The sequence below is a fragment of the Paenibacillus sp. FSL R5-0887 genome, assembly GCF_038002305.1.
GTDB lineage: Bacteria > Bacillota > Bacilli > Paenibacillales > Paenibacillaceae > Paenibacillus_AQ > Paenibacillus_AQ odorifer.
Map to the genome: position 1 here is coordinate 2905329 of NZ_JBBOCE010000001.1, position 20595 is coordinate 2925923.

22 protein-coding genes and 1 pseudogene are annotated in these 20595 nt (G+C 41.0%); 5 read left to right on the forward strand and 18 right to left on the reverse strand.

The features are described 5' to 3' along the window. Position 1 precedes the first annotated feature (1 nt). Positions 2-1618, forward strand: coding sequence for a response regulator transcription factor (locus MKY14_RS13135; RefSeq protein WP_340976597.1), 1617 nt, complete (start codon positions 2-4; stop codon positions 1616-1618). A gap of 17 nt (positions 1619-1635) precedes the next feature. Here MKY14_RS13135 and MKY14_RS13140 read toward each other — a convergent pair whose 3' ends face one another. From MKY14_RS13140 to MKY14_RS13150, 3 genes are all read right to left on the reverse strand, one after another. After that, positions 1636-2229, reverse strand: coding sequence for a DinB family protein (locus MKY14_RS13140; protein ID WP_076130254.1), 594 nt, complete (start codon positions 2227-2229; stop codon positions 1636-1638). Positions 2230-2296: 67 nt separating this feature from the next. Next, positions 2297-3244, reverse strand: a complete 948-nt coding sequence (locus MKY14_RS13145) for a helix-turn-helix transcriptional regulator (protein WP_340976599.1) — start codon at positions 3242-3244, stop codon at positions 2297-2299. After that, the gene (locus MKY14_RS13150) at positions 3241-4437 is read right to left on the reverse strand and encodes a macrolide family glycosyltransferase (protein ID WP_340976601.1); all 1197 of its coding nucleotides are present in this window, start codon (positions 4435-4437) and stop codon (positions 3241-3243) included. The genes MKY14_RS13145 and MKY14_RS13150 overlap by 4 nt, the downstream gene beginning before the upstream one ends. A gap of 147 nt (positions 4438-4584) precedes the next feature. Here MKY14_RS13150 and MKY14_RS13155 point away from each other — a divergent pair, with 147 nt between their 5' ends. The 3 genes from MKY14_RS13155 to MKY14_RS13165 all read left to right on the forward strand — a co-directional run bounded on the left by MKY14_RS13155 (position 4585) and on the right by MKY14_RS13165 (position 7786). Continuing rightward, a complete protein-coding gene (locus MKY14_RS13155) occupies positions 4585-5775 on the forward strand; it encodes a coenzyme F420-0:L-glutamate ligase (RefSeq protein ID WP_076130227.1) in 1191 nt (396 codons plus the stop codon). Positions 5776-5866: 91 nt separating this feature from the next. Further along, a complete protein-coding gene (locus MKY14_RS13160; protein WP_340976602.1) occupies positions 5867-6766 on the forward strand; it encodes a LysR family transcriptional regulator in 900 nt (299 codons plus the stop codon). Positions 6767-6844: 78 nt separating this feature from the next. Further along, positions 6845-7786 carry an NAD(P)H-binding protein gene (locus MKY14_RS13165; RefSeq protein ID WP_340976604.1) on the forward strand — a complete coding sequence of 314 codons (942 nt, stop codon included), beginning with the start codon at positions 6845-6847 and terminating at the stop codon, positions 7784-7786. 445 nt (positions 7787-8231) lie between these two features. On the opposite strand, the gene MKY14_RS13170 is transcribed toward MKY14_RS13165, so the two are convergent. From MKY14_RS13170 to MKY14_RS13190, 5 genes are all read right to left on the reverse strand, one after another. Continuing rightward, the gene (locus MKY14_RS13170) at positions 8232-9371 is read right to left on the reverse strand and encodes a 5-methyltetrahydropteroyltriglutamate--homocysteine S-methyltransferase (protein WP_076104344.1); all 1140 of its coding nucleotides are present in this window, start codon (positions 9369-9371) and stop codon (positions 8232-8234) included. A 172-nt stretch (positions 9372-9543) separates the two neighbouring features. Beyond that, on the reverse strand, positions 9544-10146 hold the full coding sequence (locus tag MKY14_RS13175; protein ID WP_340976606.1) for a GNAT family N-acetyltransferase: 603 nt from the start codon (positions 10144-10146) through the stop codon (positions 9544-9546). Positions 10147-10424: 278 nt separating this feature from the next. After that, the gene (locus MKY14_RS13180; protein ID WP_340976607.1) at positions 10425-10616 is read right to left on the reverse strand and encodes a hypothetical protein; all 192 of its coding nucleotides are present in this window, start codon (positions 10614-10616) and stop codon (positions 10425-10427) included. Positions 10617-10693: 77 nt separating this feature from the next. Further along, on the reverse strand, positions 10694-11044 hold the full coding sequence (locus tag MKY14_RS13185) for an MmcQ/YjbR family DNA-binding protein (RefSeq protein ID WP_076217962.1): 351 nt from the start codon (positions 11042-11044) through the stop codon (positions 10694-10696). 23 nt (positions 11045-11067) lie between these two features. Beyond that, complete coding sequence (locus MKY14_RS13190) at positions 11068-11691, reverse strand: hypothetical protein (protein ID WP_340976608.1); 624 nt, start codon at positions 11689-11691, stop codon at positions 11068-11070. Between the two features lie 97 nt (positions 11692-11788). Here MKY14_RS13190 and MKY14_RS13195 point away from each other — a divergent pair, with 97 nt between their 5' ends. Then, complete coding sequence (locus tag MKY14_RS13195; RefSeq protein WP_076130220.1) at positions 11789-11986, forward strand: hypothetical protein; 198 nt, start codon at positions 11789-11791, stop codon at positions 11984-11986. Positions 11987-12125: 139 nt separating this feature from the next. Here MKY14_RS13195 and MKY14_RS13200 read toward each other — a convergent pair whose 3' ends face one another. The 10 genes and pseudogenes from MKY14_RS13200 to MKY14_RS13245 form a co-directional block, all read right to left on the reverse strand. Further along, the gene (locus tag MKY14_RS13200) at positions 12126-12701 is read right to left on the reverse strand and encodes a dihydrofolate reductase family protein (protein WP_340976610.1); all 576 of its coding nucleotides are present in this window, start codon (positions 12699-12701) and stop codon (positions 12126-12128) included. A gap of 197 nt (positions 12702-12898) precedes the next feature. Beyond that, positions 12899-13633 (reverse strand): annotated as a pseudogene (locus MKY14_RS13205) (amidase family protein); the annotation flags it as partial. Then, a complete protein-coding gene (locus MKY14_RS13210) occupies positions 13629-14090 on the reverse strand; it encodes a GNAT family N-acetyltransferase (RefSeq protein WP_340976611.1) in 462 nt (153 codons plus the stop codon). The pseudogene MKY14_RS13205 and the gene MKY14_RS13210, both read right to left, overlap by 5 nt. A 154-nt stretch (positions 14091-14244) precedes the next feature. Next, positions 14245-15354 carry a hypothetical protein gene (locus MKY14_RS13215; RefSeq protein WP_076307285.1) on the reverse strand — a complete coding sequence of 370 codons (1110 nt, stop codon included), beginning with the start codon at positions 15352-15354 and terminating at the stop codon, positions 14245-14247. 114 nt (positions 15355-15468) lie between these two features. Further along, positions 15469-16533: a serine hydrolase domain-containing protein gene (locus MKY14_RS13220; RefSeq protein WP_340976612.1), complete on the reverse strand. Its 1065-nt coding sequence runs from the start codon at positions 16531-16533 to the stop codon at positions 15469-15471. Between the two features lie 201 nt (positions 16534-16734). Continuing rightward, positions 16735-17919 carry an MGDG synthase family glycosyltransferase gene (locus MKY14_RS13225; RefSeq protein WP_340976614.1) on the reverse strand — a complete coding sequence of 395 codons (1185 nt, stop codon included), beginning with the start codon at positions 17917-17919 and terminating at the stop codon, positions 16735-16737. Positions 17920-18142: 223 nt separating this feature from the next. Then, a complete protein-coding gene (locus MKY14_RS13230) occupies positions 18143-18766 on the reverse strand; it encodes an HXXEE domain-containing protein (protein ID WP_340976616.1) in 624 nt (207 codons plus the stop codon). A gap of 23 nt (positions 18767-18789) precedes the next feature. Next, positions 18790-19371, reverse strand: a complete 582-nt coding sequence (locus MKY14_RS13235; RefSeq protein ID WP_076184227.1) for a TetR/AcrR family transcriptional regulator — start codon at positions 19369-19371, stop codon at positions 18790-18792. A 183-nt stretch (positions 19372-19554) separates the two neighbouring features. Then, positions 19555-19995, reverse strand: a complete 441-nt coding sequence (locus MKY14_RS13240; RefSeq protein ID WP_081386470.1) for a DUF6678 family protein — start codon at positions 19993-19995, stop codon at positions 19555-19557. A 95-nt stretch (positions 19996-20090) separates the two neighbouring features. Beyond that, positions 20091-20534, reverse strand: a complete 444-nt coding sequence (locus tag MKY14_RS13245) for a GNAT family N-acetyltransferase (RefSeq protein ID WP_076130210.1) — start codon at positions 20532-20534, stop codon at positions 20091-20093. Positions 20535-20595: the final 61 nt, after the last annotated feature.

Genomic DNA, 20595 nt, shown 5'->3' on the forward strand with positions numbered 1-20595 from the left:
TATGTATCCTATGTATAATGTAATGCTAGTGGATGACGAACCTATTGTTAAAGTCGCGCTCAGAACCATGATTCCATGGGAAGAGCTTGGATACATGATCTGTGCTACTGCCTCTGACGGAGTTGAAGCCTTAACACTTGTAGACAAGTTTAATCCCCATATCATCATTACAGATCTCAAAATGCCTAATATGGATGGTCTGCAGCTGATAAAAGAACTTAATAACAGAGGGTTTGCAGGAAAAATCCTGGTGGCGAGCAACCACGGGGAGTATGAGTTAGTTCGTGAAGCCTTAGTGCTTGGGGCTATAGACTATATGCTGAAGATTAGTATGAAAACGGGGGATTTGATCCATTTGCTGGAGAAATCTACGAAGCTAATTCAAGAGCAGCTTCAATCTAGGCAGCAGCAGGAGACCCAAACACAGTTATTGCAGCACAATTTAAAAAGCGTGAAAAATGCGCTGCTAAAAGATTATTTCACCGATCCTTATTACGATGTGCAGCAGCTTGATCAGCATGATGCTATAAGTTTCGCTTTCAGCGAAAGCAGCTGTTATTTATTCTACATTACTTTTGAGCAGAATAACGCGACCCAAAACGAAAGACAAAATCACATCTCCGTATCCTTTATTGAAAACATCATCTTGGATATCTTGGAGACCGTAGATCAGTTAGAAATTATTCAGCTAGAATCTAATGGGCTGCTACTTCTAATCTCCTGTGATACCTTAGACGATCATCAAATTATCCGCACAGACTTTATCCAGAGGGTCATTCGGTTAATCAAAATGTATATTTCTATCACCCCTACTATTGTTTTTTCTGATCCTGTACGGGGATATGCTGAAGCAAAACGAACCCTAGAGCAATGTAAAGAATCCTTGCAAATCCAATTTTACAACGAAATAACGATTATAGATCCAACGGATGTCCATTTAAAGGATACGCTGGACTTCGAGGATGTACATGATTTCTCGACGCAATTAATTCAGAACTGGAAGCTTTCAGGGGTTGAAGCCGTTAATCAAGCAACTCAGCAATTTCTCGACACCTGTAAATCCAAGCAAATTAATCCTGCTGAAACCAAAAAGTTCATCGTAAATTGTCTGCATTATCTTCCCTTATGCGATGCTCATCTCATTGTCGAGGATCCGAAGCTTTTGAAGACCTATATAGAAAATATCGCCAGCAGTAAACGTACCACTGACGTTCTATCTATAATGGAGCTTGTGTTCCAACTATTCTCCCATCAAAAGCAACAGATCGTAACTACACACAATAGAGATGTTAAACAAGCGATTGACTATATCAACACACATTATCAGAAGAAGCTCACCTTATCTCTGATTGCCAAGCATGTCAACTTAAGTGAGAACTATCTGTCCAGAATCTTCAAAGAAGAAGTGGGACAAAGCATCATTCACTACATTAATACTGTGAAAATGGAAAAGGCTGCAGAATTAATACTTAAAGGGAATCCATACATTAAAGAAATTTCCACGCAAATCGGTATACACGATCAATTTTATTTCACCCGGTTATTCAAAAAACACTTTGGTGTTAATCCTAGTGAGTATAAGAATCACGTTCAGACCACGCTTGGTTCAGAAAATTAAGACCATTCAAACTCTTTTTATGATCCTTTCACAACCTGAATGTTATTGATGAACCCTTCTTTAGGTGCAAATATGGAATTAAACAACAACTCTTTGTTTAACCGCTCCAGCTGCAGAAGATGATGACGATAGTGCATTTCAATAAGTAGGAACCATTCCTCCGCGCATAGTCCACCGAATCGCGGGTGAGATACGGTATTTTGTTTGGACGCTTTTTCAAGAGAGGGTTCGATCTCTCTCATTCTTTGAATGACTGTACGTAACCCTTGAATTAATTGTTCTTTGCTCTCCGGCTGCTCCGGCGTATATTGGGCGGAAGGCGGAACCTGAATACGAATGGGCGGAAAGCTTCCTTGCGCAAATATAGCCGCACCATCCTCAGTTTTCCCCACATGAGCTACTAAGGGATCTTGGTCTAGCACAAGGCATTGATCAATATTACGAAGCTGCATATACAGCGCCGAGTTAATGAGATGCTGAAACATCTGTCCGATGGACCAGGCGTTTTCACTCGGCTTTTGCTTCAACTGCTCCAGATTGAATCGCTCCAATTCTTGAATATAGTATGTCGCAGTTTCTTCAAATCGTTGTAAGACTTCTTTTGTTGTAATCATCATATATCAGCTCCTGTAGTCATTGATGGTCCAAGTATACAAAAACGCTACTGACAGCGTTATGTCAGTAGCGTTTTAACATTATTTCTATTTCATTTCTAACCTGATCACGGAAAGATTCGGGCTCCAGCACAACCATACCGCCTCCCCAGCCAAGCACCCATTGCAGCAATTCCCCTGGCTCGCGAACGCGAAAAGTAACAAGTACCCCCTCCGCATGCTCCTCAATAGTTTCCATATAGAAATTATTTGATTCCCTTACCTTATCGGCTATGTCAGCTTGGACTAAGATAAGCACATGAACGTTGCGATCATCAGGAGGTTGGTATACCTCCAGATGAAAATCTGCTGGCAGTATAAATTCATCTTCCAGATTAATAAGCTCCCTCATTCGGGATAACCGGAAATGACGGATTTCTTGACGCAATTCACACCAGGCGATGAGTACCCATGACCCGTGATGAAGCACAAGTCCATAAGGAGCAACCGTACGAATACTTTGACGGTTCCCATCGGCTTCGGCGATTCTTTTGGAATAACGAAATCTTATTTTCCTTCCCTCCAATATCGCTCCACGAATGGCTTCCAAACATGCCTTCTCTTGTATGGGTGCTATATCTTCTGCGGATGCAAATAAACGAAAACTTTTGCGAATCTGTGATGCTTCACTGCGGATAGCTTCCGGCAGGATGGCTTCTATCTTTGCTTTAGAACTTCTAGCCTTATTACCATAGTGTGCATCAAACCGCTGCTCGATAAAATCAGTTCCGATAAGCAATGTCACTGCTTCGTCCAGCGTGAAACTAACGGGTGGCAGGAAATACCCCTCGATTAAGGAGTAACCCTGCCCTGGCGCTCCTATAATGGAAACGCCCGCTTCACTCAGTGCCTGAATATCCCGATAGATCGTTCTTACGCTCGTTTCAAACGTAGCAGCCAAATCCTCCGCCCGCAACATTTTGTTACGCTGCAGTTCAAGCACTATAGCTAACAACCGGTCCATTTTGTTCATACGACTCCCCCTCCCCGAACAATCTCATCAACTGCTCGTCGATACCCACCCGAGTTCCGAAACGATTCACTGATATTGGAGACAGCTTTTTTATAAGAAAAATCGCTTAATATATGATCTACGGCTTCTCGTAGTTGAGTTGCAGTTAAACTTTGCATTTGTAACTTAATACCTGCTCCGACATGGACGACTTGCTCCGCAATTATTGGCTGATCCGCACTTTGTGGAATTACAATAAGCGGAACCCCGTAATAAAGCCCTTCATTGATACTGTTCATTCCACCATGTGTAATAAATAACTTTGTGTATTGCAGTATATCCGTTTGTGGAACATAATTTTTCACGAAAAAGTTTTGCGGAATTCCCCCTAAATCCGTGATTTGGACTTTATCTCCAATTGACATCACAATAGTGTGCTCCGTGTTCCCCAATGCTTCAATACAAAGTTTATAGAATTTAATGGCTTGGTTAAAAACTGTGCCGAGTGAAATGTAAATTGGACTTTTCCCCTTAATTGCCCTGAGGTTGAAGTTTTCTGGAGCTAATCGTGAAGAGATGGAGGGTCCTACAAAGATATAAGACGGGTCGAAAGCTTCTCCCTCAGGTTGAAACTCCCTAGTTGTATAAACGATAGTAAGTGGGGCAGGATTACAAAACACTTCATAAGGGGATTCGATGTCCACATCATATTTGCCCTTCACCATTTGCGTCAAGCTTTGGAATTTATCCTTTATAGGATTAGTTACTTCTGCAGGAACTGTAGTATAAAATTGTTCTAACATTTCATCGAATGCTGCTTTTGTCTGCGCAAAAGAAGAACAGGAGCTAATGGCCGGAAGCCTAAGAATTTGAGCTAACAAACGTCCACAACCAAACATAGAATCATGGATGATGTAATCAAAATACTCCCCTTTGATCTGTTCAAGAACGCTTGGAATAACTATATCTGCCGTAAGTAAAAGACCGTTGATTCTTTCGAGTACATAATTTCTTCCACCTGAGATAAAAGCTTGTATAAATTTCTGATCGTCAAATGTTCGTACTGTAGCCCCCGTCATCTCCATACGTTCTCTATAAGCTTCTATACAAAAATACACTACCTCTTCGCCACGAGAAATAAGCTCTTCCACAACGCCAATCGTGGGATTAATATGTCCCTCTGATCCACCATTAATAAATAACACACGAGCCAATTGTAATCCTCCTTAACTATAAATCATTTTTATATTAGATATTATAAACATTAATTTTACTTATATCGCTCTAAAAGGGTATAGTAATATAGGCTTTAAAACCATTTTAATAATATAGAGTATACCCTTATTAGAGGAGAGATCATATTGGAAAGAGTAGTTGGAACAGTTGTACGTGGACTTCGCGGACCTATCATTAACAATGGGGATAACATTGAAGAAATCGTAGTTCAGACGGTATTGAATGCAGCAACAGTCGAGGGTTTTTCGATCGAAGATCGTGACATTGTGACCGTAACTGAATCCATTGTTGCTCGGGCACAAGGAAACTATGCAACGATTGACAATATTGCTGCTGATATAAAGGGGAAATTCGGCGAAGAAACTGTAGGGGTCATTTTTCCAATCCTTAGCCGTAACCGGTTTGCTAACTGCTTACGCGGTATTGCCAAAGGGGCACAAAAAGTAGTCCTAATGTTAAGCTATCCAGCTGATGAAGTAGGCAACCACCTTGTAGACATCGACGAACTAGATGCTAAAGGTATCAATCCATGGACGGATGTATTAACAGAAGCTCAGTTCCGTGAGTTTTTCGGCTATATTAAGCACCCATTCACAGGGGTTGACTATATTGAATATTATAAAGGTTTAATTGAAGCTGAAGGTGTGGCTTGTGAAGTCATCTTCTCCAACAACCCAAAAACCATTTTAAACTATACAAAAAATGTATTAACTTGCGATATTCACACTCGCTTCAGAACCAAACGCATTCTCACAAACAACGGTGCTGAAAAAGTATTTGGTTTGGATGATATTCTTACACAATCAATCGATGGCAGCGGCTTTAACGAAGCTTATGGTCTGCTAGGATCAAACAAAGCTACAGAAGAAAGTGTAAAGCTATTTCCAAACAACTGCCAGCCTATCGTGGATGGTATCCAAGCAAAAATCAAAGAAATTACAGGTAAAACTGTAGAAGTTATGGTTTATGGCGATGGAGCATTCAAAGATCCAGTCGGAAAAATCTGGGAGCTCGCAGATCCAGTTGTCTCCCCTGCTTACACTGCCGGACTTGATGGAACACCAAATGAAGTAAAATTGAAATACTTGGCCGATAACAACTTCTCTCATCTTCGTGGTGAAGAGTTAAAACAAGCCATTTCTAAATACATCCAGAATAAAAATGATGATCTAGTTGGTGCGATGGAAGCCCAAGGGACTACACCTCGTAGATTAACTGACCTGATTGGATCATTATCTGATTTGACTTCTGGTAGTGGCGATAAAGGAACACCAATGATTTATATCCAAGGTTATTTCGATAACTATACAAAATAAGAGTAGTACAACAAAGGGAGTCTCTAAACGAGGCTCTCTTTTTTACTTTCTGGGTTATAATAAAAGCAAACAGCGGCAGGCGGAGGATACTATGAACATAAGAAGGATTAAATATTTTATCGATCTCGTGGAATGCAGAAATTTTACGGAAACAGCTAAAAAGAACTATGTTTCGCAGACCACCATTAGTCAACAAATCGCCGCGCTTGAAGAGGAATTCAACATTCAATTGATTGACAGAAAGCAGATCCCTATTGAGCCAACCAAAGCCGGATGGCTTTTCTATGGCGAAGCCCTCATCCTCTGGAAGCAATATAATCATATGAAGCTGAGCATGGAAAACTTTCAAAAGTATAATACGCAATCCCTGAGTATCGAATATGCGGCGATGACGGATATCCAAAGTTTGTTGAAATTGATTCCCTCGTTTCAGGATCATCATCCGAATATTAAGCTGGAACTGAATAAAGTATTGCTAAAAGATATTGCAGAATACTTGCTAAAAGGGATTTACGACATGGCTATTGCCTTTGATTCCGAGTTTCAGGGAAAAGAGGACATTGTAACCTATCCCTTATATAAGGGACGTTATTGTGCAGCTGTGAGTCATCACCATCCTCTCTTTCATCATAAATCGATCGCCAAAGAGGAGTTATATGAACATCCGCTAGTCATGCTGAATCCAACAGCTATTGGAAACTCTTATCATCTAATGATCCAGCATGCAATTGAAGACGGCTATCAGCCGAACATTCTTCGAACCGCAGACGATGTGGAGACAGAATTGTTTTATATCATCACAGAGAATTTGATTGGCTTTTTCCCGGATAACTATCAGCTCGCTTATCTTCAAGATGAAGTCCGGCTAATTCCTTTAGATGATTCACACCATACCTTTGCAATCGAAGCAGGTTATCTCAAAAATAATACAAACCCGGCCTTGCCCTCCTTCCTGCAACAAATCCAAATTGGATTTAGCAATCGACCATAAGTTTTATGTGTTAGACTATGTTCTTTTTTTCACATACTATAAGGGTATAAATCATATCCACAAGGAGTGACAACGATCATGGGTAAATTATTGTTGACTGGTGTCGATGGAAATCTAGGGAAGCAAGCTGCGGAATACTTGTTGGAGCTGGTAGATAAAGACCAAATCATTTTTTGCGCTTACGATCCGGCATGTTTGAAAGAATATGCGGAACAAGGGATTGAAACACATGTGACCAACTTTAATAACAAGGAAGGCCTTGCCGAAGCTTTTGCTCATGCCGATAAACTCGCTCTAATCTCCATGCCTTTTGTTGGAGAGAAACGTCAAAATGCACAAAAAAATGTGGTCGATGCTGCCAAAGAAGCTGGAGTCAAACAGATCATTTATACTTCTTTGGTCAACGCAGCCGATGAAAGCAATCCAAGCGTAGAAAAAATTGACCATGTGTATACCGAACGTTATATTCAAAGCGTTGGGCTAGATTATATCTTCCTTCGGAATTCCCAATATGCGGAAGCCATGATAACCAATTACTTTACGTATGTGAAGGGTGACGGGGTATTAACAAACAATCAAGGTGACGGTAAAATGGCTTATATCTCGCGGAAGGATTGCGCAAAAGCCGTTGCGTATGCCCTAGCCTCCAATAACTATCAGGAAGCGATTCTAAATATCAACGGGCTTGAATTGATGACAATTACCGACTTCATTAAGATTGGTAATGAAGTAACGGGCAATCATATCACCTACAAAGAAAACACGGACGAAGAAAATTATGCCGTATTCGAAGCAATGGGCGTGCCTAGAACCACCGATGGTGCATTTAAAGAAGGTTCCGAAGCCCCCTTTTCTTCAGAAGGTATGGTTACTTTCGGACAAGCTATTCGTGAAGGAAAAATGGATGTTTATACGGACGACTTCAAACAACTTACTGGTCAAGACCCTTTGACCGTGAAATATATGTTTGAACATGCCGATGAATTCCAGGTTGGCGAAAGACACTCTAATGACAATTAAAAGCTGCCACTCTTACTTCTTAGGCTAAATCACCCCCGTTTATTAAACGGGGGTGATTTCTTTTATACTGAGCGTGGCACAAAAACTCCGTAAAGCTCAATCATATGCTCGCCCTGGAGATAATTAGGGAAAACCTCCCTAATATTCTGAGGATTCTGGTCATCAGACTAATAATCAGGGAATTCTTCCCTGAAATTTAAGTGATTTGGCTGTAAATCTTGATATTGCTCTGTTTTTAGGGAGTTATTCCTTAATTTCATTCATTTAGAGCAATTATCGACTTTTATTAGGGAGGTTTTCCCTAATCCTCCGTCACGGTATAGATAGAACTAGCCAAGTATATCGGTAAAATCGCTGTAGAACAAAATACACCTTTAACTGTACGGATAAACATCCGAATGGCTAAAGGTGCATTATCTTTATCTCTGTCTATTTTTAATTAAAGTTAGTTCCAGATCTCTTCAGCAATTTCTTTAATATAAGCAAGCTTACGCCATTGCTGCTCTTCAGTCAGGTGGTTGCCTTCTTCCGTGGAAGCAAAGCCACATTGCGGGCTAAGGCAAATCCGGTTTAGATCAACGTATTGCTTCGCTTCCTCAATACGCTTCAGAATATCCTCCTTGCTTTCAAGCTCACCAAATTTGGATGAGAACAGACCTAACACAACCTGCTGATTGTCTTTCAAGAAGCGCAATGGTTTGAAATCGCCTGCACGTTCGGTATCAAACTCCAGATAATAACCCGAGTAGTTATTGATATTAAGAAGCGTTTGTGCGATAGGCTCGTAGCCTCCACCTACTCCAGCATAAGTCGAAACATAATTGCCCCGGCATACATGGGTCGTTACAACAAGATCTTCCGGCAGACCCGTTACAACTTCCTCGTTCAATTTTGCCAGTTCGCTTGCATATTCAGCTACGTTCACGCCAATCTGATTCATAAACGCTATAAACTGTTCGTCGCAAAGTGCTCCCCACGTACAATCGTCGATTTGAATGCTGCGGCAGCCCGCTGCATAGAAGGCAAGAATCGATGCTTTGTATGCTTTGGCAATATCCGAGATAAGCTCTTCACGATTCGGGTATAATTCATTTGTGCTCTCCTTGTTTTCTGCCCGATCTAGCTCGAACAGGAATTGTGCAGCCGCAGGAATCGATTGACGCGCAACAACGTCCTCACCAGCAGCATCTTTTAAAAATTCATAATGCGAAACAAAAGGATGGCTGCTGTAGCTTATTTTCCCGGTCAGTCGGGCTGTTTCTGGTCTGGACTCCGCACCGTTAAATTGGTAACCTTGATCAATAATTGTCCGTTCTACACCGTCAAGTCCCCAGAAGAAGTCGAGGTGCCACCAAGAGCGGCGGAATTCACCATCAGTCACCGCTTGAAGCCCCACCTCTTTTTGTTTCTGCACGAGCTTAACGATCTCGTCGTTCTCTACTTCCTTCAACTGCTCGGCAGTAATTTCACCGTTCTTGAATTTTAATCTAGCCTCTTTCAACGCTTGGGGGCGCAGGAAGCTGCCCACGATATCATATCGAAATGGAGTAACGGTTCGTTTTTGGGGTTTGGTCTGAATGCTCATATATTAATCTCCTCGTATACAAATTATTAGAATTAATATAGCATAACCGACTGACTATACCGATCTACCAATGCGCTATGGCAGGTTATAAGTATTAACTATAGCTAGATTCAGTGTGATAATTAGAAGGGCATGCCAAAAAAGAAAGAGGCGCATGAGTAGCGCCTCTTCTTTAACAAATCATATCGACGGAAATTACATAGTAATTAAACTCCGCAGTCACCTCGAACCCAACCGACTGATAGAGGGATAATGCATTTCTATTTTGAGTGACCACGCTAAGACGAATCTGGGAATTCTTCTGATCTCGCAAGATTTTAACTACCTCTGAAAGAATTTCACGACCGTATCCTCTACCTTGACACGAAGGAAGCACACAAAAATCATGTATAACCGCAGTATTTGTATCTAAATCATTGACTCTAATCATCCCAACCGGAATCATGTTGTCCACAGCAATGTAAGTAATCCGTGCCGGTTCTCTGGTACGAGTTAAATAATTCCTAGTCCAGGACTCTGAATCACCAAAGGCTTGTGATGAACATTTAACCATGAACTCTAAATCCTGATCTTCTTCCAATCGCACAACTAAACCGGAGTGGCTTGATCCAGCGATTTGTGCCCGATTAAAAACCATGAGGAATTCAGACGGTGCAGCACTTGCCCCTAAATGCCGGATATAATCCATCCCTGATTCAGAATTAGAAGGTATCCTAAAACGGCAAGTTTGTATGCCTTGCATTTGCATATCTGCTGCGGCACAAGAATGCCTCATCTCCGTCTATCTCCTTAAGGCTTTCTATACCCACCCTCAAACTTGACCTGTCGGACGTCTTGCAAAGTTGTTCTAATATCCGGATTTGGTCAATGTAATGCTTTGAAAAGTCTTTCATTATACTAATGTTATATTCTTGCATCTAGTACCCTCATTAAGAAGGAAATACGCAGTTTATGGACGAGTAGGCGTTATCCTTCTAAATTCTGTCCACCTAATGATAGTTACCAATGGAACCGCCTCCTAAAAGTCAATATCTTCACTCTAAACCAGGGTAATCATAAAACAAACCTTATAACTAAAAAAATGACGACAATTATAGCCACAACGATCAACAGATTGGTTACCTCGCTCCAAAATCCAGGAACGCCTTCAGTATGATATTTTTGCGCATTTACATCATGGTTTGCTTTATGGCCTCCAGGGTCCGTCATATTGGGATTAGGTCCTGAATTAAAAAAGTCAGACATAAAAACAACTCCTTTCCATGATTATAAACCATATTATACCAGTTCATTACCATTTAAACGACAAATTAATGCCATATTCAGTAGATCGTTTGTCGGAGGCTCTTGGGAAGATTTTGGACAACCCTATCGTAAGAATGATCAATCATTAAATAGATATCCGACTCTGGTAAGGAGCCATCCAAAACAATCGTATTCCAGTGTTTTTTGTTCATGTGGTATCCTGGCCGAACGCTCTCATGCTGCTCTCGCAAGTTCCCTGCAATCACCGGATCACATTTTAGATTTATGTAAGCAGAATTCCCCTTATTCTCAAAAATAAGCGCGAACATTTTACCGGCAATCTTAATCACCAATGGATCGAATCCGAAAGGATAGTCCTTTGTTGCTCCGTTCTTTTTTAAACAGTATTCAATAATATTATGGGTCAAAATCAGTCCCTCGCCTTCTCAGCCTAACCAATTTGGGAATAAAAATAAGATAAGTGTTCCTTTGATAAGGCTTTATCGATTAGTTCTTTATCATAGCCATTTTTTTGTAATGCAGCGATAATCGCTTGTGTCCTATCTGATCTTTTTCGTCTTAAATTAGATTCCAACTGTATTTCTAACGGAACCGTAGGAATAGTATACGGTCCGATCTCCACGTTTTTGAAATGGCTCCAAATGAATTGTCCACCTTCCCATATCCCCCCACCATCCATAGAATCAGGAATTCCAGCTGAATTGGAAATATGAACAACCTCCACCTTAAATCCATCGATTATCCAACTCCCTTTTGTCCAAGAAAATCCCGAAGAAAAGGTTTGAGTGAATGTAGGTTCTTCTAAAGAAGATAACCAGTTATCCCCATGAGGAAATTCACATTTATCCAAAAGGGAAAATTCTTTAAGAAGTTCTGCAAATTGGTCAAGCCCTTCCTTATTCCTTGTATAAATATCAACGTCTCCTGAGGTCATTTCACAGCCCTGAAGAACCGAACCGACCGAGCCAACCAAGATCCATTCTAAATTCGAATTCATTTTGGATGAAAAATAAAGTTCACATACCTTTGACAAAGCTTTTTTCCAGCTAAACATAACTTCACCCCAAATTAACTAGTAAGTTCAAGTGCACGAAACCTGAATAACCTCAAATACGTTAAAGTATTATACAAATCCACAGGAGGTTTTTAAAATGAGATACAGTGCCGCAGGCGCACCAATAATCTGTCCTTGCTGTCAAAACGATACTTTTGATCTGGATTATAAACTGCTTAACACAAGCGGCGCATCATTTTTAGGCTTTGACTGGGCGAACAAAAACGCTGCCATCCTTATTTGTAAGCGATGCACCCATATTTCATGGTTTATGAAAGAACCAACATCTGATTAGTGTTTGGTAAAAATAAAGTATTAGACTGGATCCATTAAAAGAAGCAGCGGCGGACCAAGACTTGATAAATAAAGTCTTAGACTGCCGCTGTTGTCGTTCCAATAACGTTCCCCGTGAGCAATCACCTTAAGTGACAAGGTTATCTTACCGTCTGGTAAATGAGACCTATGGCTCCAGAATCAAAGGTCTTGTTTTCGATTAGCTTAAGATTTCTCTTCTCCTTGAGACCTTGGAATAATGGCAATCCCTTACCGATCAGGACGGGAGAAACCGTAATTTTATACTCATCAATTAAATCAAGCTGCATAAGGTGGTGTGCGAATCTAGGACTGCCGAGGATGACCATATCCTTGCCGGGCTGCTGTTTGAGGATATTGATCTCTTTCTCGACAGCTTCTTTCACGAGTCTGGAATTATTCCATTCGACTTTCTCCAGCGTCGTGGAAAAAACAATTTTGGCTGTCTTTTCGATCCACTCGGCGTGATTCCGTTCATGCTGCGAAGCTGATGGGTTCGAAGGGACAGATGGCCAGTAACTGTGCATCATCTGATAAGTCCCACGTCCCCAAATGACAGTGTCGGCAGTACTCAGAATTTCTTTCGCATGGTTCTCCAAATCAGCATCGTAGGAAACCCAGCCAATGTCCATTTCACCATTCGGCCCTTCTACAAAACCGTCAAGCGATGCGTGAAGAAATAGAACGAGTTTTCTCATTTTCAGTTCTCCTTTGTTCATGAGGGATATCTACATTAGACATTAACTACATTTTAGCAGAATTCAACTTGGGTTGTTTCTTATGGATTGCTAATCTCAAACGCTTTTTTCTTCACTTTGGTATTTTTATCCACATCAACATTTTAGCAAACATACGTTCGTTTGTAAATGTACCTTTTTCTATTAATAAGTAAGGCTCTTCCATTCTCTTGAAAGCCTGCGGGCACTGCTATAGTTGGACAACCTGCTCTAGCATTTAAATCATCTCCGACATAAGCAGGAAACAGGATTGCATCCAATCCATACTTTTCTAAAGCATGATCGATCCCCATATTTTGCGAATAATATAAGCCAGAGATAGACTTTACTATATATTCCGAATGATTCAACGGTTTATCTAGATGTGATCGATAGTTCAGCATATCTTGTCCATATTTCAAAGCCTTTTCCGAATTCCGCTCGTTCCATTCCATCCATTCATTTAGGTTATGGACAGGAAGTTGAGCCGGAAGGTTATATAAGTAATTTTCAACGAAAGCGGCAAAAGCCGTACTGGACCCCCCCGGAAAATGATCACCGGATGGATTTTTGGTTTGTCCTCCTATTGAGCTATACCCAGCCCACATGGATGATGACATCCCATTTGCCCATTCCGTTATATTTGTTTTTGCAAGTATAATGGCCCCAGCATCCCTTAGTTTTTGGACAAGAAAGGCATCGTTTGAGCTAGCATGGTTTTCCAAAGCTAATGCACCCGCAGTTGTATGCATTTTATCATTCGTTTCAATATTTCCTTCCAATAATACAGGCACACCATGTAGAAGACTTCGTACTCCGCTTAATTTCCTTTCCTGATCTAATGCCTCGGCACTATAAATCGCATCTGGATTCATTTCCATAATAGAGTTTATCATGGGACCACTCTGGTCAAACGTAAATAGTGTCATGTTCATATATTTTGGTGGGCCGTCCCCACTCGAAGTTATCCAGACCTATTTCCTTAAATCCATATTTCTCATAATAAAGAATATGATCCGTCGCCAAGTAGACTTTTGCATAACCTAGTTGCCCAGCTATTTTTCTGGCATGCTCCAACAAAACGGCTCCCAGTGCTTTGCCCCTCTCACTTTCGTCAATAAACAATGGCGCAATCCAAGGTGATAAATCTTTTCGAGTTATAAATTCCTGCTCAATTAATTGATAAAACCCGATGATTACATCATGTTTCAACAGCAAAAATGTAAAAGGGAACTCCTCATCTTTTGAGATTAAACTTTCTTGTATATAGGGTAGCACAGCTTGTTGTACTTTTGGCCACCGTTTTTTGACATACTCAATAAGCTCATTTTGACGAAGAGGACATTCTTGTAAGGATTTAATATCTAGCATCTAACCATCCCTTCTTGTAAAAAGAAATTCCTATACCCATGCCTGCTCTCACAATAGTCATCCACCAGCTCTTAAAATGCAGAGCAGCAAGCCCCGAGTGGGGCTTGCTGTAGGTTGTAAATACTAAAGTAGTTTATAACGCTGGTTCACTTCATTACTTGGAAACCGGTGTATAGATCAGGCAGCGCAGAGTCTTCTCCGGATAGCGCAGCTCTACCGTGTAGGAGCTACCGTCTTTCAGTTTGACCAAGACCGCTACTACTCCGCTTTTGTCATATGCACTGTCTTTAATGATAGAGGAGCTGGTTATCGCACGGGTCTCACCCTGCTTGTCCACCACAATGGATTTAGCGGCTTGAAGCCAGCTGGAATCCTGGCTAATCTGTTTATTCATAGCGGCTGTAATCGGAGTTCTCTTATAGGACAGGTCCACTATCGTGGTATCAAGTACGGTCCCGCTCTTTGCATCCACGAACGTATTATACATGAAATAAGACTTATCCTGAGCCCGCAGTGTCTCTGCCCGGTAAGGTAGAAAATTAACGAACCATTGCCCTTTCGAATCAGGAAAAGGTTTATAATATGAGGTCTGAGCCTGCAACTTTGAGAGATCGACACCGAATAGATGGCTTACGCTCTCTTCTGCTCTGCGTAGGGCTTCATCCTGACTGATGTCCTTCTTATCTGGCTGTGCCACGACAAGATTGAGGCTTACCACATAATTAAAGCGATAATTCCAGTCGATCAATTGCAGCATTTCTTCATCAGTCAGTTCGCGCTTAGGAATTACATAGGTAAATTTGCTTTGATCCAGATAAAATTCGGAACTCCCTGATTTCAAAGGTAGCTTCTGCTTGGGCCGTAAGCCATCGTACTTGTATTGATCATCCAATAACATCCGCCGCTTATTCTCCTGGTCCGTAAATTGCCGCGTAAGCTGTTCATCCTTGCCAGTGAGCCTGGCCTTCTCTGCATACTCATTAATCTGCTTAATTTCTTCAGCAGTGACTGTGCGCTCAAAATACGACTTGATCGTCGAGACCGGTGTTTTGGTTGCAACCTTAAGTACCGGGATCTGGCTACTCGCCAGTTGAACAGCTGGCTTCTGGTTGAGTTCTTGCGTGTAGGAAACGTTCGCTTGAGACACATTCTGGTTCACTGTAGTATAAGCGACGATTGTGGGCACTGCCAAAGCAGTGAGGGCTAGCAGACCACTGGATATCGCGATCACCCCGAGGGCTGATTTCACATCTTTACTCTTCATTTCTCATAACCTCCATAGTGTAAGTGGGCTTGACTTACATGTACTTTAAGATACGAATGTTATAAAGTACGAAGCCCCTTGTTATGAAGTTGTAAAATCATTTACAGACTCGTTTTAAATATTGGAGCCAAGCAACAGATCAAGGATTGGGAAGCATACACTGCCCATGTTGACATAGTCACAATTACTCATAACAGAAATAGCGATTTTTTTATCAGGAAGCAGGAACAGATTGCTTAAGAATCCAGTATCCCAGCCGGAATGTGAGAGAATACGAGAACCCTTATATTCTCCTAGAAACCAGCCCAATCCTATCTGTGCATTTTCCGGATCATAGCCCGTTTGTGCATGAGGTTTCCACATTTCATTATAGCTACCTGGCTGGAGGACTTCATTGCCGTTCCCGGCTGTTCCACCGTTTAGATGCATCAGCAGATATTGGCACATATCTTCGGCATGGGTATATAAAGTGGAGCTAGGTGCATGAGCCCTGTTATATGGAAAAACACTACTAACGCAGCCATCACATTCATGGGTAGCTCCAAGCACATGAGGTGCAGCAATATAAGCTTCAACCTCCTGTTTAAGAAAAGAACTGGACTGCATTCCTGTCGGTTTCAGAATATTTTTTTCCATATACTGCTCGAAGCTCATATCGCTGACTTTTGCTATCATATCTCCCAAGATCTCATATCCTGTATTACTATAGGCAAATTTCTCTCCCGGTTGGCTTAACAGCTTGTGGTGACCTATCCCTTTTACATATCGTTCAAGACTTTGCTCGTCGTATTCAGGGCGGTCCCACGCGTAATCTTCCTCATCAGGCATACCGGAGGTATGATTCATAAGCTGTCTTATTGTTATATTTTGATACCGCTCATCCTCTAACTTAAAATATGACAGGTATTTAGTGATGGGAGCATCCAATTCTACCTTACCACGCTCAACTAATTGCATAATGGCGGTTGCTACGAAGGTTTTGGAGACAGAGGCTTGGTGAAACAAAGTGCCACGAACTACAGGATCACCCGTCGATAAATTTGCCGTCCCATATTCACCAGTAAACAGAACTTGGTTGTCCTTTACGATTCCGGCCGCTAATCCCGGAAACTTTTCATTTTCCACAAGCTTGATTAGCATTTCATGCAAAATATCCTCTATCTTCTGATTCGTGTACATTTTGACCTCCCCAATGACAATAAAGCACCATTTTCAATAAATTCACCCATACAAATAATAACATCTTATCGACCCTTTATCTGGTAATAAATAATTATAATCAAATAAACAGTGCTTACTTGAAAAGGCAGCAATTCATTCCCCGAGCTTCCGAGCCAGCCTCCTATTAGAGGACCCACAACGCGTGGTCTTTCTACCTTGCTAATAATATCCATGAATCGTCTTCGCCTGCCCTTCAACAACCATAGATTTTACGGCTGTAACAGACGGCTGCCGCAGCTTGATAACCTCTAAAGCCTCAGTAACGATAGCATCCGCGGCTGATTTCCGGGAAAAACTCTTCATGCAGTGTACCTTTTCATCCCTGTACCCCGGATGCTCCAATCTCTGAAGCTGCTCTACTAACTGCTCCCCGTTTCGGGCAATCTCTATTAAATTGTGCTCAGACAACCATTCTGCATTGCCTGCCTCCTGCCCGGGGAGCGGACGATAGACAATTACAGGAAGTGCTAGAGCCATCGCCTCAGTCAAGGTAATCCCCCCTGCTTTGGTCAACAGACAGGAGGATATGCACATTAGCTCCTGCATTTCTTCTGTATAACCCCGTATATGTACCCGAGGATTCCCTTGAAAAAGCTCTTCCGTAGCCATCATGAGCTTATGATTATTCCCGCACAATACCATTACATCGAAGTTTGATAGCTGCAGCGCCCTTATTATTAAATGGTTAATATCACTCAACACGCCGTAAGCCCCTGCCGCAAGTAATAGATAATGCCGATTTCCATCTAGTCCATGCTTACGTAAAAGGGCTTCACGTTCCTGACTCTGTTCAAAAGCTTCACGAATCGGAATCCCGCTAACCACAAGCTTTTCTTCAGCAATACCTAATGACATCAGTTCTGCTTTCATGCTTTCCGTAGCGATAAAATACTTTGTGGTTTGTGGATGAAGCCATCTGCCATGAACCACATAATCCGTCATGACAGTGAAAAGGGGGATCCGTCTCCCCTTTGTTGATGCAAGCTCTGCAGCGGCCAAATAAGGAAAGGTATGAATGATAATATCCGGTCCGATCTCGTCGATGATCCTTTGCACTTTCCGCTTGCCCATAGAATGAATCCATCTGCCCATGAACTGGTCTGGGTTCATCTTGCTCGTCAACTTGTACACTAATCCATAAAATTCTTGAGTATAACCTGTGCTGTTCAGGTAGAATCTGCGGGACAGCTCATTCAGAGTAGGGTAGACTGCAGCGAAAAGATCCAAGGTGACAATCCGGCTGATCCCTCTACGTCTAAAAGAATGATCAATCGCTTCTGCTACTTTGAGATGCCCGTCTCCAAATGCCGAAGTTACAATAAGCACTTTAGGATCTGTGTTCATGAGAAAGCTCCTTTTTCGCTTGGCCTTCTCTAACTCTAACTCTGAATCGTAAACAGATAGTGATGAGATCCTCAACAGAATATTAACTTCAACATTTTCATAGCGCGAAGCAAACGAAGAAATCCGCAGAAAAAAACACAGTGCATCAACCTCCAGTAACGATAGGATTAATGTTCTGTGTTTAGTTAAAGGCCAACTGAACCTTCTGGTGGGTTATGAGGAGCTACTTATGAAAAGACCATAATTGCTTTTGCGAAAATTTGTGAATGGAGTTTTTGTTTTTCATCCATGTATTTCCTTTCACTATTAAAATATAAACAGCTATGGCAAAATAAATTGCGCTCCAAATCCAGTCTGAGAGGGTTATTAAATGATGCTCATATAAGTAGTTGATGTACCAGATCCCCACCGGCAAATGCACAAAAATTGCGGAGACTAATCCTGGATTATACATGCTTTTTGCTCTTATATTAATGACGACTCCATGGAAAATGATTTGGAAAAAGCCCATTAAAACAGGTGCCATCCCCAGCCATACTACTGACGGGAAGAATACAGGGAGCAAGTAGAACACATAGGCGATGACCACATTAATAATCATTGCCGACTGTTTATTTAATGGATAGTTGTCAGGGGAATCACTTTTAAAAAGGGCTATATTGAATATGCCTGGAAAGTACCCTGGCCAGCGGTATTCCTCAAATTGATGAAGAAGGATCGCCACAAAGCTTAACCATAATATGCTGTTGATCCGCGGTATTGTTTGCCAATTCATTAGAAGATACATGCATATAACAATGCCAATGAATAGTCCTATATCCTGCCAATATTTTCTTAAAAAATTCATTTAATCACCTCAATCTGAGTTTATTAATGAAAGTATCTTGCAAAGAGCAGGTCAATCTGTTCCTCTATAGGTGCAATCTTCACGGAAGCTCCTGTTTCTAGAATAGGACTCATAAGTGCCGGTAGAAAAAGCGCTCCAAAAATCTGCATCGTCATGGTCATCAGGTGCTCTGGCTGCTGCTCATCGGTTAACTCTCTTAAAGTATTTTGTATCTTAGGAAACCCCAATAGATTCAAAAATGATCCATATTCATGCTGGGAGGAGAAAACGGTCTTGCCCATCAGGATGATTCTGGAGAGCAATTCGGGATATTGAAGGATCACTTGCAAATAATCCAGTAAAAATTGCCTCAATCTATCTCGTGAGGATATAGAGAAATCGTCAAGTATGGCAAAGGTATGCTGAAAGCTGTTCAATATCAATTTGATGGACTCGCTAAACAAGTTTTCTTTGGACCCAAAGTAATAGTTAACTAGAGCGACATTCGTGCTTGAGGCTTCTGCAATTTTTTTTATAGTGATCCTTTCAAAGCCTTCTTGTTTGGTCAACTCCAGTGTGGCACGCATAATCTTCTCTTTTGTTTCCAACTTTTTGTCTGTCTCCATACGCAACCTCCAAGTATATTTCCTTTGATTTAAATGACATTTAAAATAACGTTTAAATTTAGTATAGCAATCTTTTTCCTTTTTGCAACTTTTATTTATCCGAAATCAAACCAAGTTTAAATGAAAAAGCAGCCGGTTGTTTGAGCGGCTGCTTACATGTTTTTATTAAATTAACGTTTCCTGTTAGCTTAATTGATTACCTTTGAAAAGTGAGTCTGTATTTGATATATATCCATAAATAAAAAATGTATTATTTTCTTCTCTATACGGAATTCTTAATTCATGTAAAATCGAAAGAAATTCTTTACTTATGTCAATTAATTCAGGAGGAAGCAGATTCCCCTTGTGCTTCTGATACCTTGGTCTAACCCGTATCCATTCTACAGAAAAAAAAGGTGAAAGTCCTTCTATCCAATCCCCTAAATACCAGACGTCGTTTTCGAAGTTCTCTGGATAAAGTATATCGTCTAAGACATACTTAGCTTGATATGGAGGGGTAAAAGGTAGTTTATTTAGTACATCACTTTGTAAGTTTCCCCACTTAGTGTCATTCATAACTGAACATAGTTGTTTCTGTTTAATAACTTCATGTACCCTTTTTTTAAAATCCTGTTCATAACCCACAATCAAAAATCCTCCTGAATAAACAACATAAATCCCACGCTGACCTGCCTGTGTGTCATTATTGAGTTATCGTTTCCCGGTAAATTAATTCAAAATTAGTCAAGTTTAATAATCTTATCAAAGCAGTATGAATCTTTGTCATAGCCATTATGCACATAGAAAGCATGGGCGTCGGTTCGCTTAAATCCGCTACATAAAATAATACTTGATATTCCCATTTCTTTAGCATAATTCTCAGTGTGTCTTAGTAGTTCTGTACCTATCCCACTATGCTGTAATTCCTTTTTAACGGCAAGCCCTTGAATATGTAGATAACCATTCGAAGACCCTACGGATAACGCCTGAACTATAGTGACAAAACCAACCACTTCATTTTCAAATAATGCAACGAATGTTTTATAATTTCCAGCCTTATTCATGTTTTCCATAGTAACTCGAAAATTTTCAATATTAACATTGCGAACACCAAGTACATCATTCCATAAAAAAACCACTTCAGTGTAATCATTTGCTACAACTTCTCGTATCTTAATTTCCATCGCCCCCTTATAGAAATATTCAAGCAAAGGATTCGACAATTGATGAAGCAATCCTGCCCGT

What these genes read in the sequence shown, in the direction of transcription:
- MKY14_RS13135 (WP_340976597.1), top strand. Translation starts at nt 2, where the DNA reads ATGTATCCTATGTATAATGTAATGCTAGTGGATGACGAACCTATTGTT.
- MKY14_RS13145 (WP_340976599.1), bottom strand. Translation starts at nt 3,244, where the DNA reads ATGAACAAAATGGACCGGTTGTTAGCTATAGTGCTTGAACTGCAGCGT.
- MKY14_RS13160 (WP_340976602.1), top strand. Translation starts at nt 5,867, where the DNA reads ATGAACATAAGAAGGATTAAATATTTTATCGATCTCGTGGAATGCAGA.
- MKY14_RS13165 (WP_340976604.1), top strand. Translation starts at nt 6,845, where the DNA reads ATGGGTAAATTATTGTTGACTGGTGTCGATGGAAATCTAGGGAAGCAA.
- MKY14_RS13170 (WP_076104344.1), bottom strand. Translation starts at nt 9,371, where the DNA reads ATGAGCATTCAGACCAAACCCCAAAAACGAACCGTTACTCCATTTCGA.
- MKY14_RS13175 (WP_340976606.1), bottom strand. Translation starts at nt 10,146, where the DNA reads ATGAGGCATTCTTGTGCCGCAGCAGATATGCAAATGCAAGGCATACAA.
- MKY14_RS13180 (WP_340976607.1), bottom strand. Translation starts at nt 10,616, where the DNA reads ATGTCTGACTTTTTTAATTCAGGACCTAATCCCAATATGACGGACCCT.
- MKY14_RS13190 (WP_340976608.1), bottom strand. Translation starts at nt 11,691, where the DNA reads ATGTTTAGCTGGAAAAAAGCTTTGTCAAAGGTATGTGAACTTTATTTT.
- MKY14_RS13195 (WP_076130220.1), top strand. Translation starts at nt 11,789, where the DNA reads ATGAGATACAGTGCCGCAGGCGCACCAATAATCTGTCCTTGCTGTCAA.
- MKY14_RS13200 (WP_340976610.1), bottom strand. Translation starts at nt 12,701, where the DNA reads ATGAGAAAACTCGTTCTATTTCTTCACGCATCGCTTGACGGTTTTGTA.
- MKY14_RS13210 (WP_340976611.1), bottom strand. Translation starts at nt 14,090, where the DNA reads ATGCTAGATATTAAATCCTTACAAGAATGTCCTCTTCGTCAAAATGAG.
- MKY14_RS13215 (WP_076307285.1), bottom strand. Translation starts at nt 15,354, where the DNA reads ATGAAGAGTAAAGATGTGAAATCAGCCCTCGGGGTGATCGCGATATCC.
- MKY14_RS13220 (WP_340976612.1), bottom strand. Translation starts at nt 16,533, where the DNA reads ATGTACACGAATCAGAAGATAGAGGATATTTTGCATGAAATGCTAATC.
- MKY14_RS13225 (WP_340976614.1), bottom strand. Translation starts at nt 17,919, where the DNA reads ATGAACACAGATCCTAAAGTGCTTATTGTAACTTCGGCATTTGGAGAC.
- MKY14_RS13230 (WP_340976616.1), bottom strand. Translation starts at nt 18,766, where the DNA reads ATGAATTTTTTAAGAAAATATTGGCAGGATATAGGACTATTCATTGGC.
- MKY14_RS13235 (WP_076184227.1), bottom strand. Translation starts at nt 19,371, where the DNA reads ATGGAGACAGACAAAAAGTTGGAAACAAAAGAGAAGATTATGCGTGCC.
- MKY14_RS13245 (WP_076130210.1), bottom strand. Translation starts at nt 20,534, where the DNA reads ATGGAAATTAAGATACGAGAAGTTGTAGCAAATGATTACACTGAAGTG.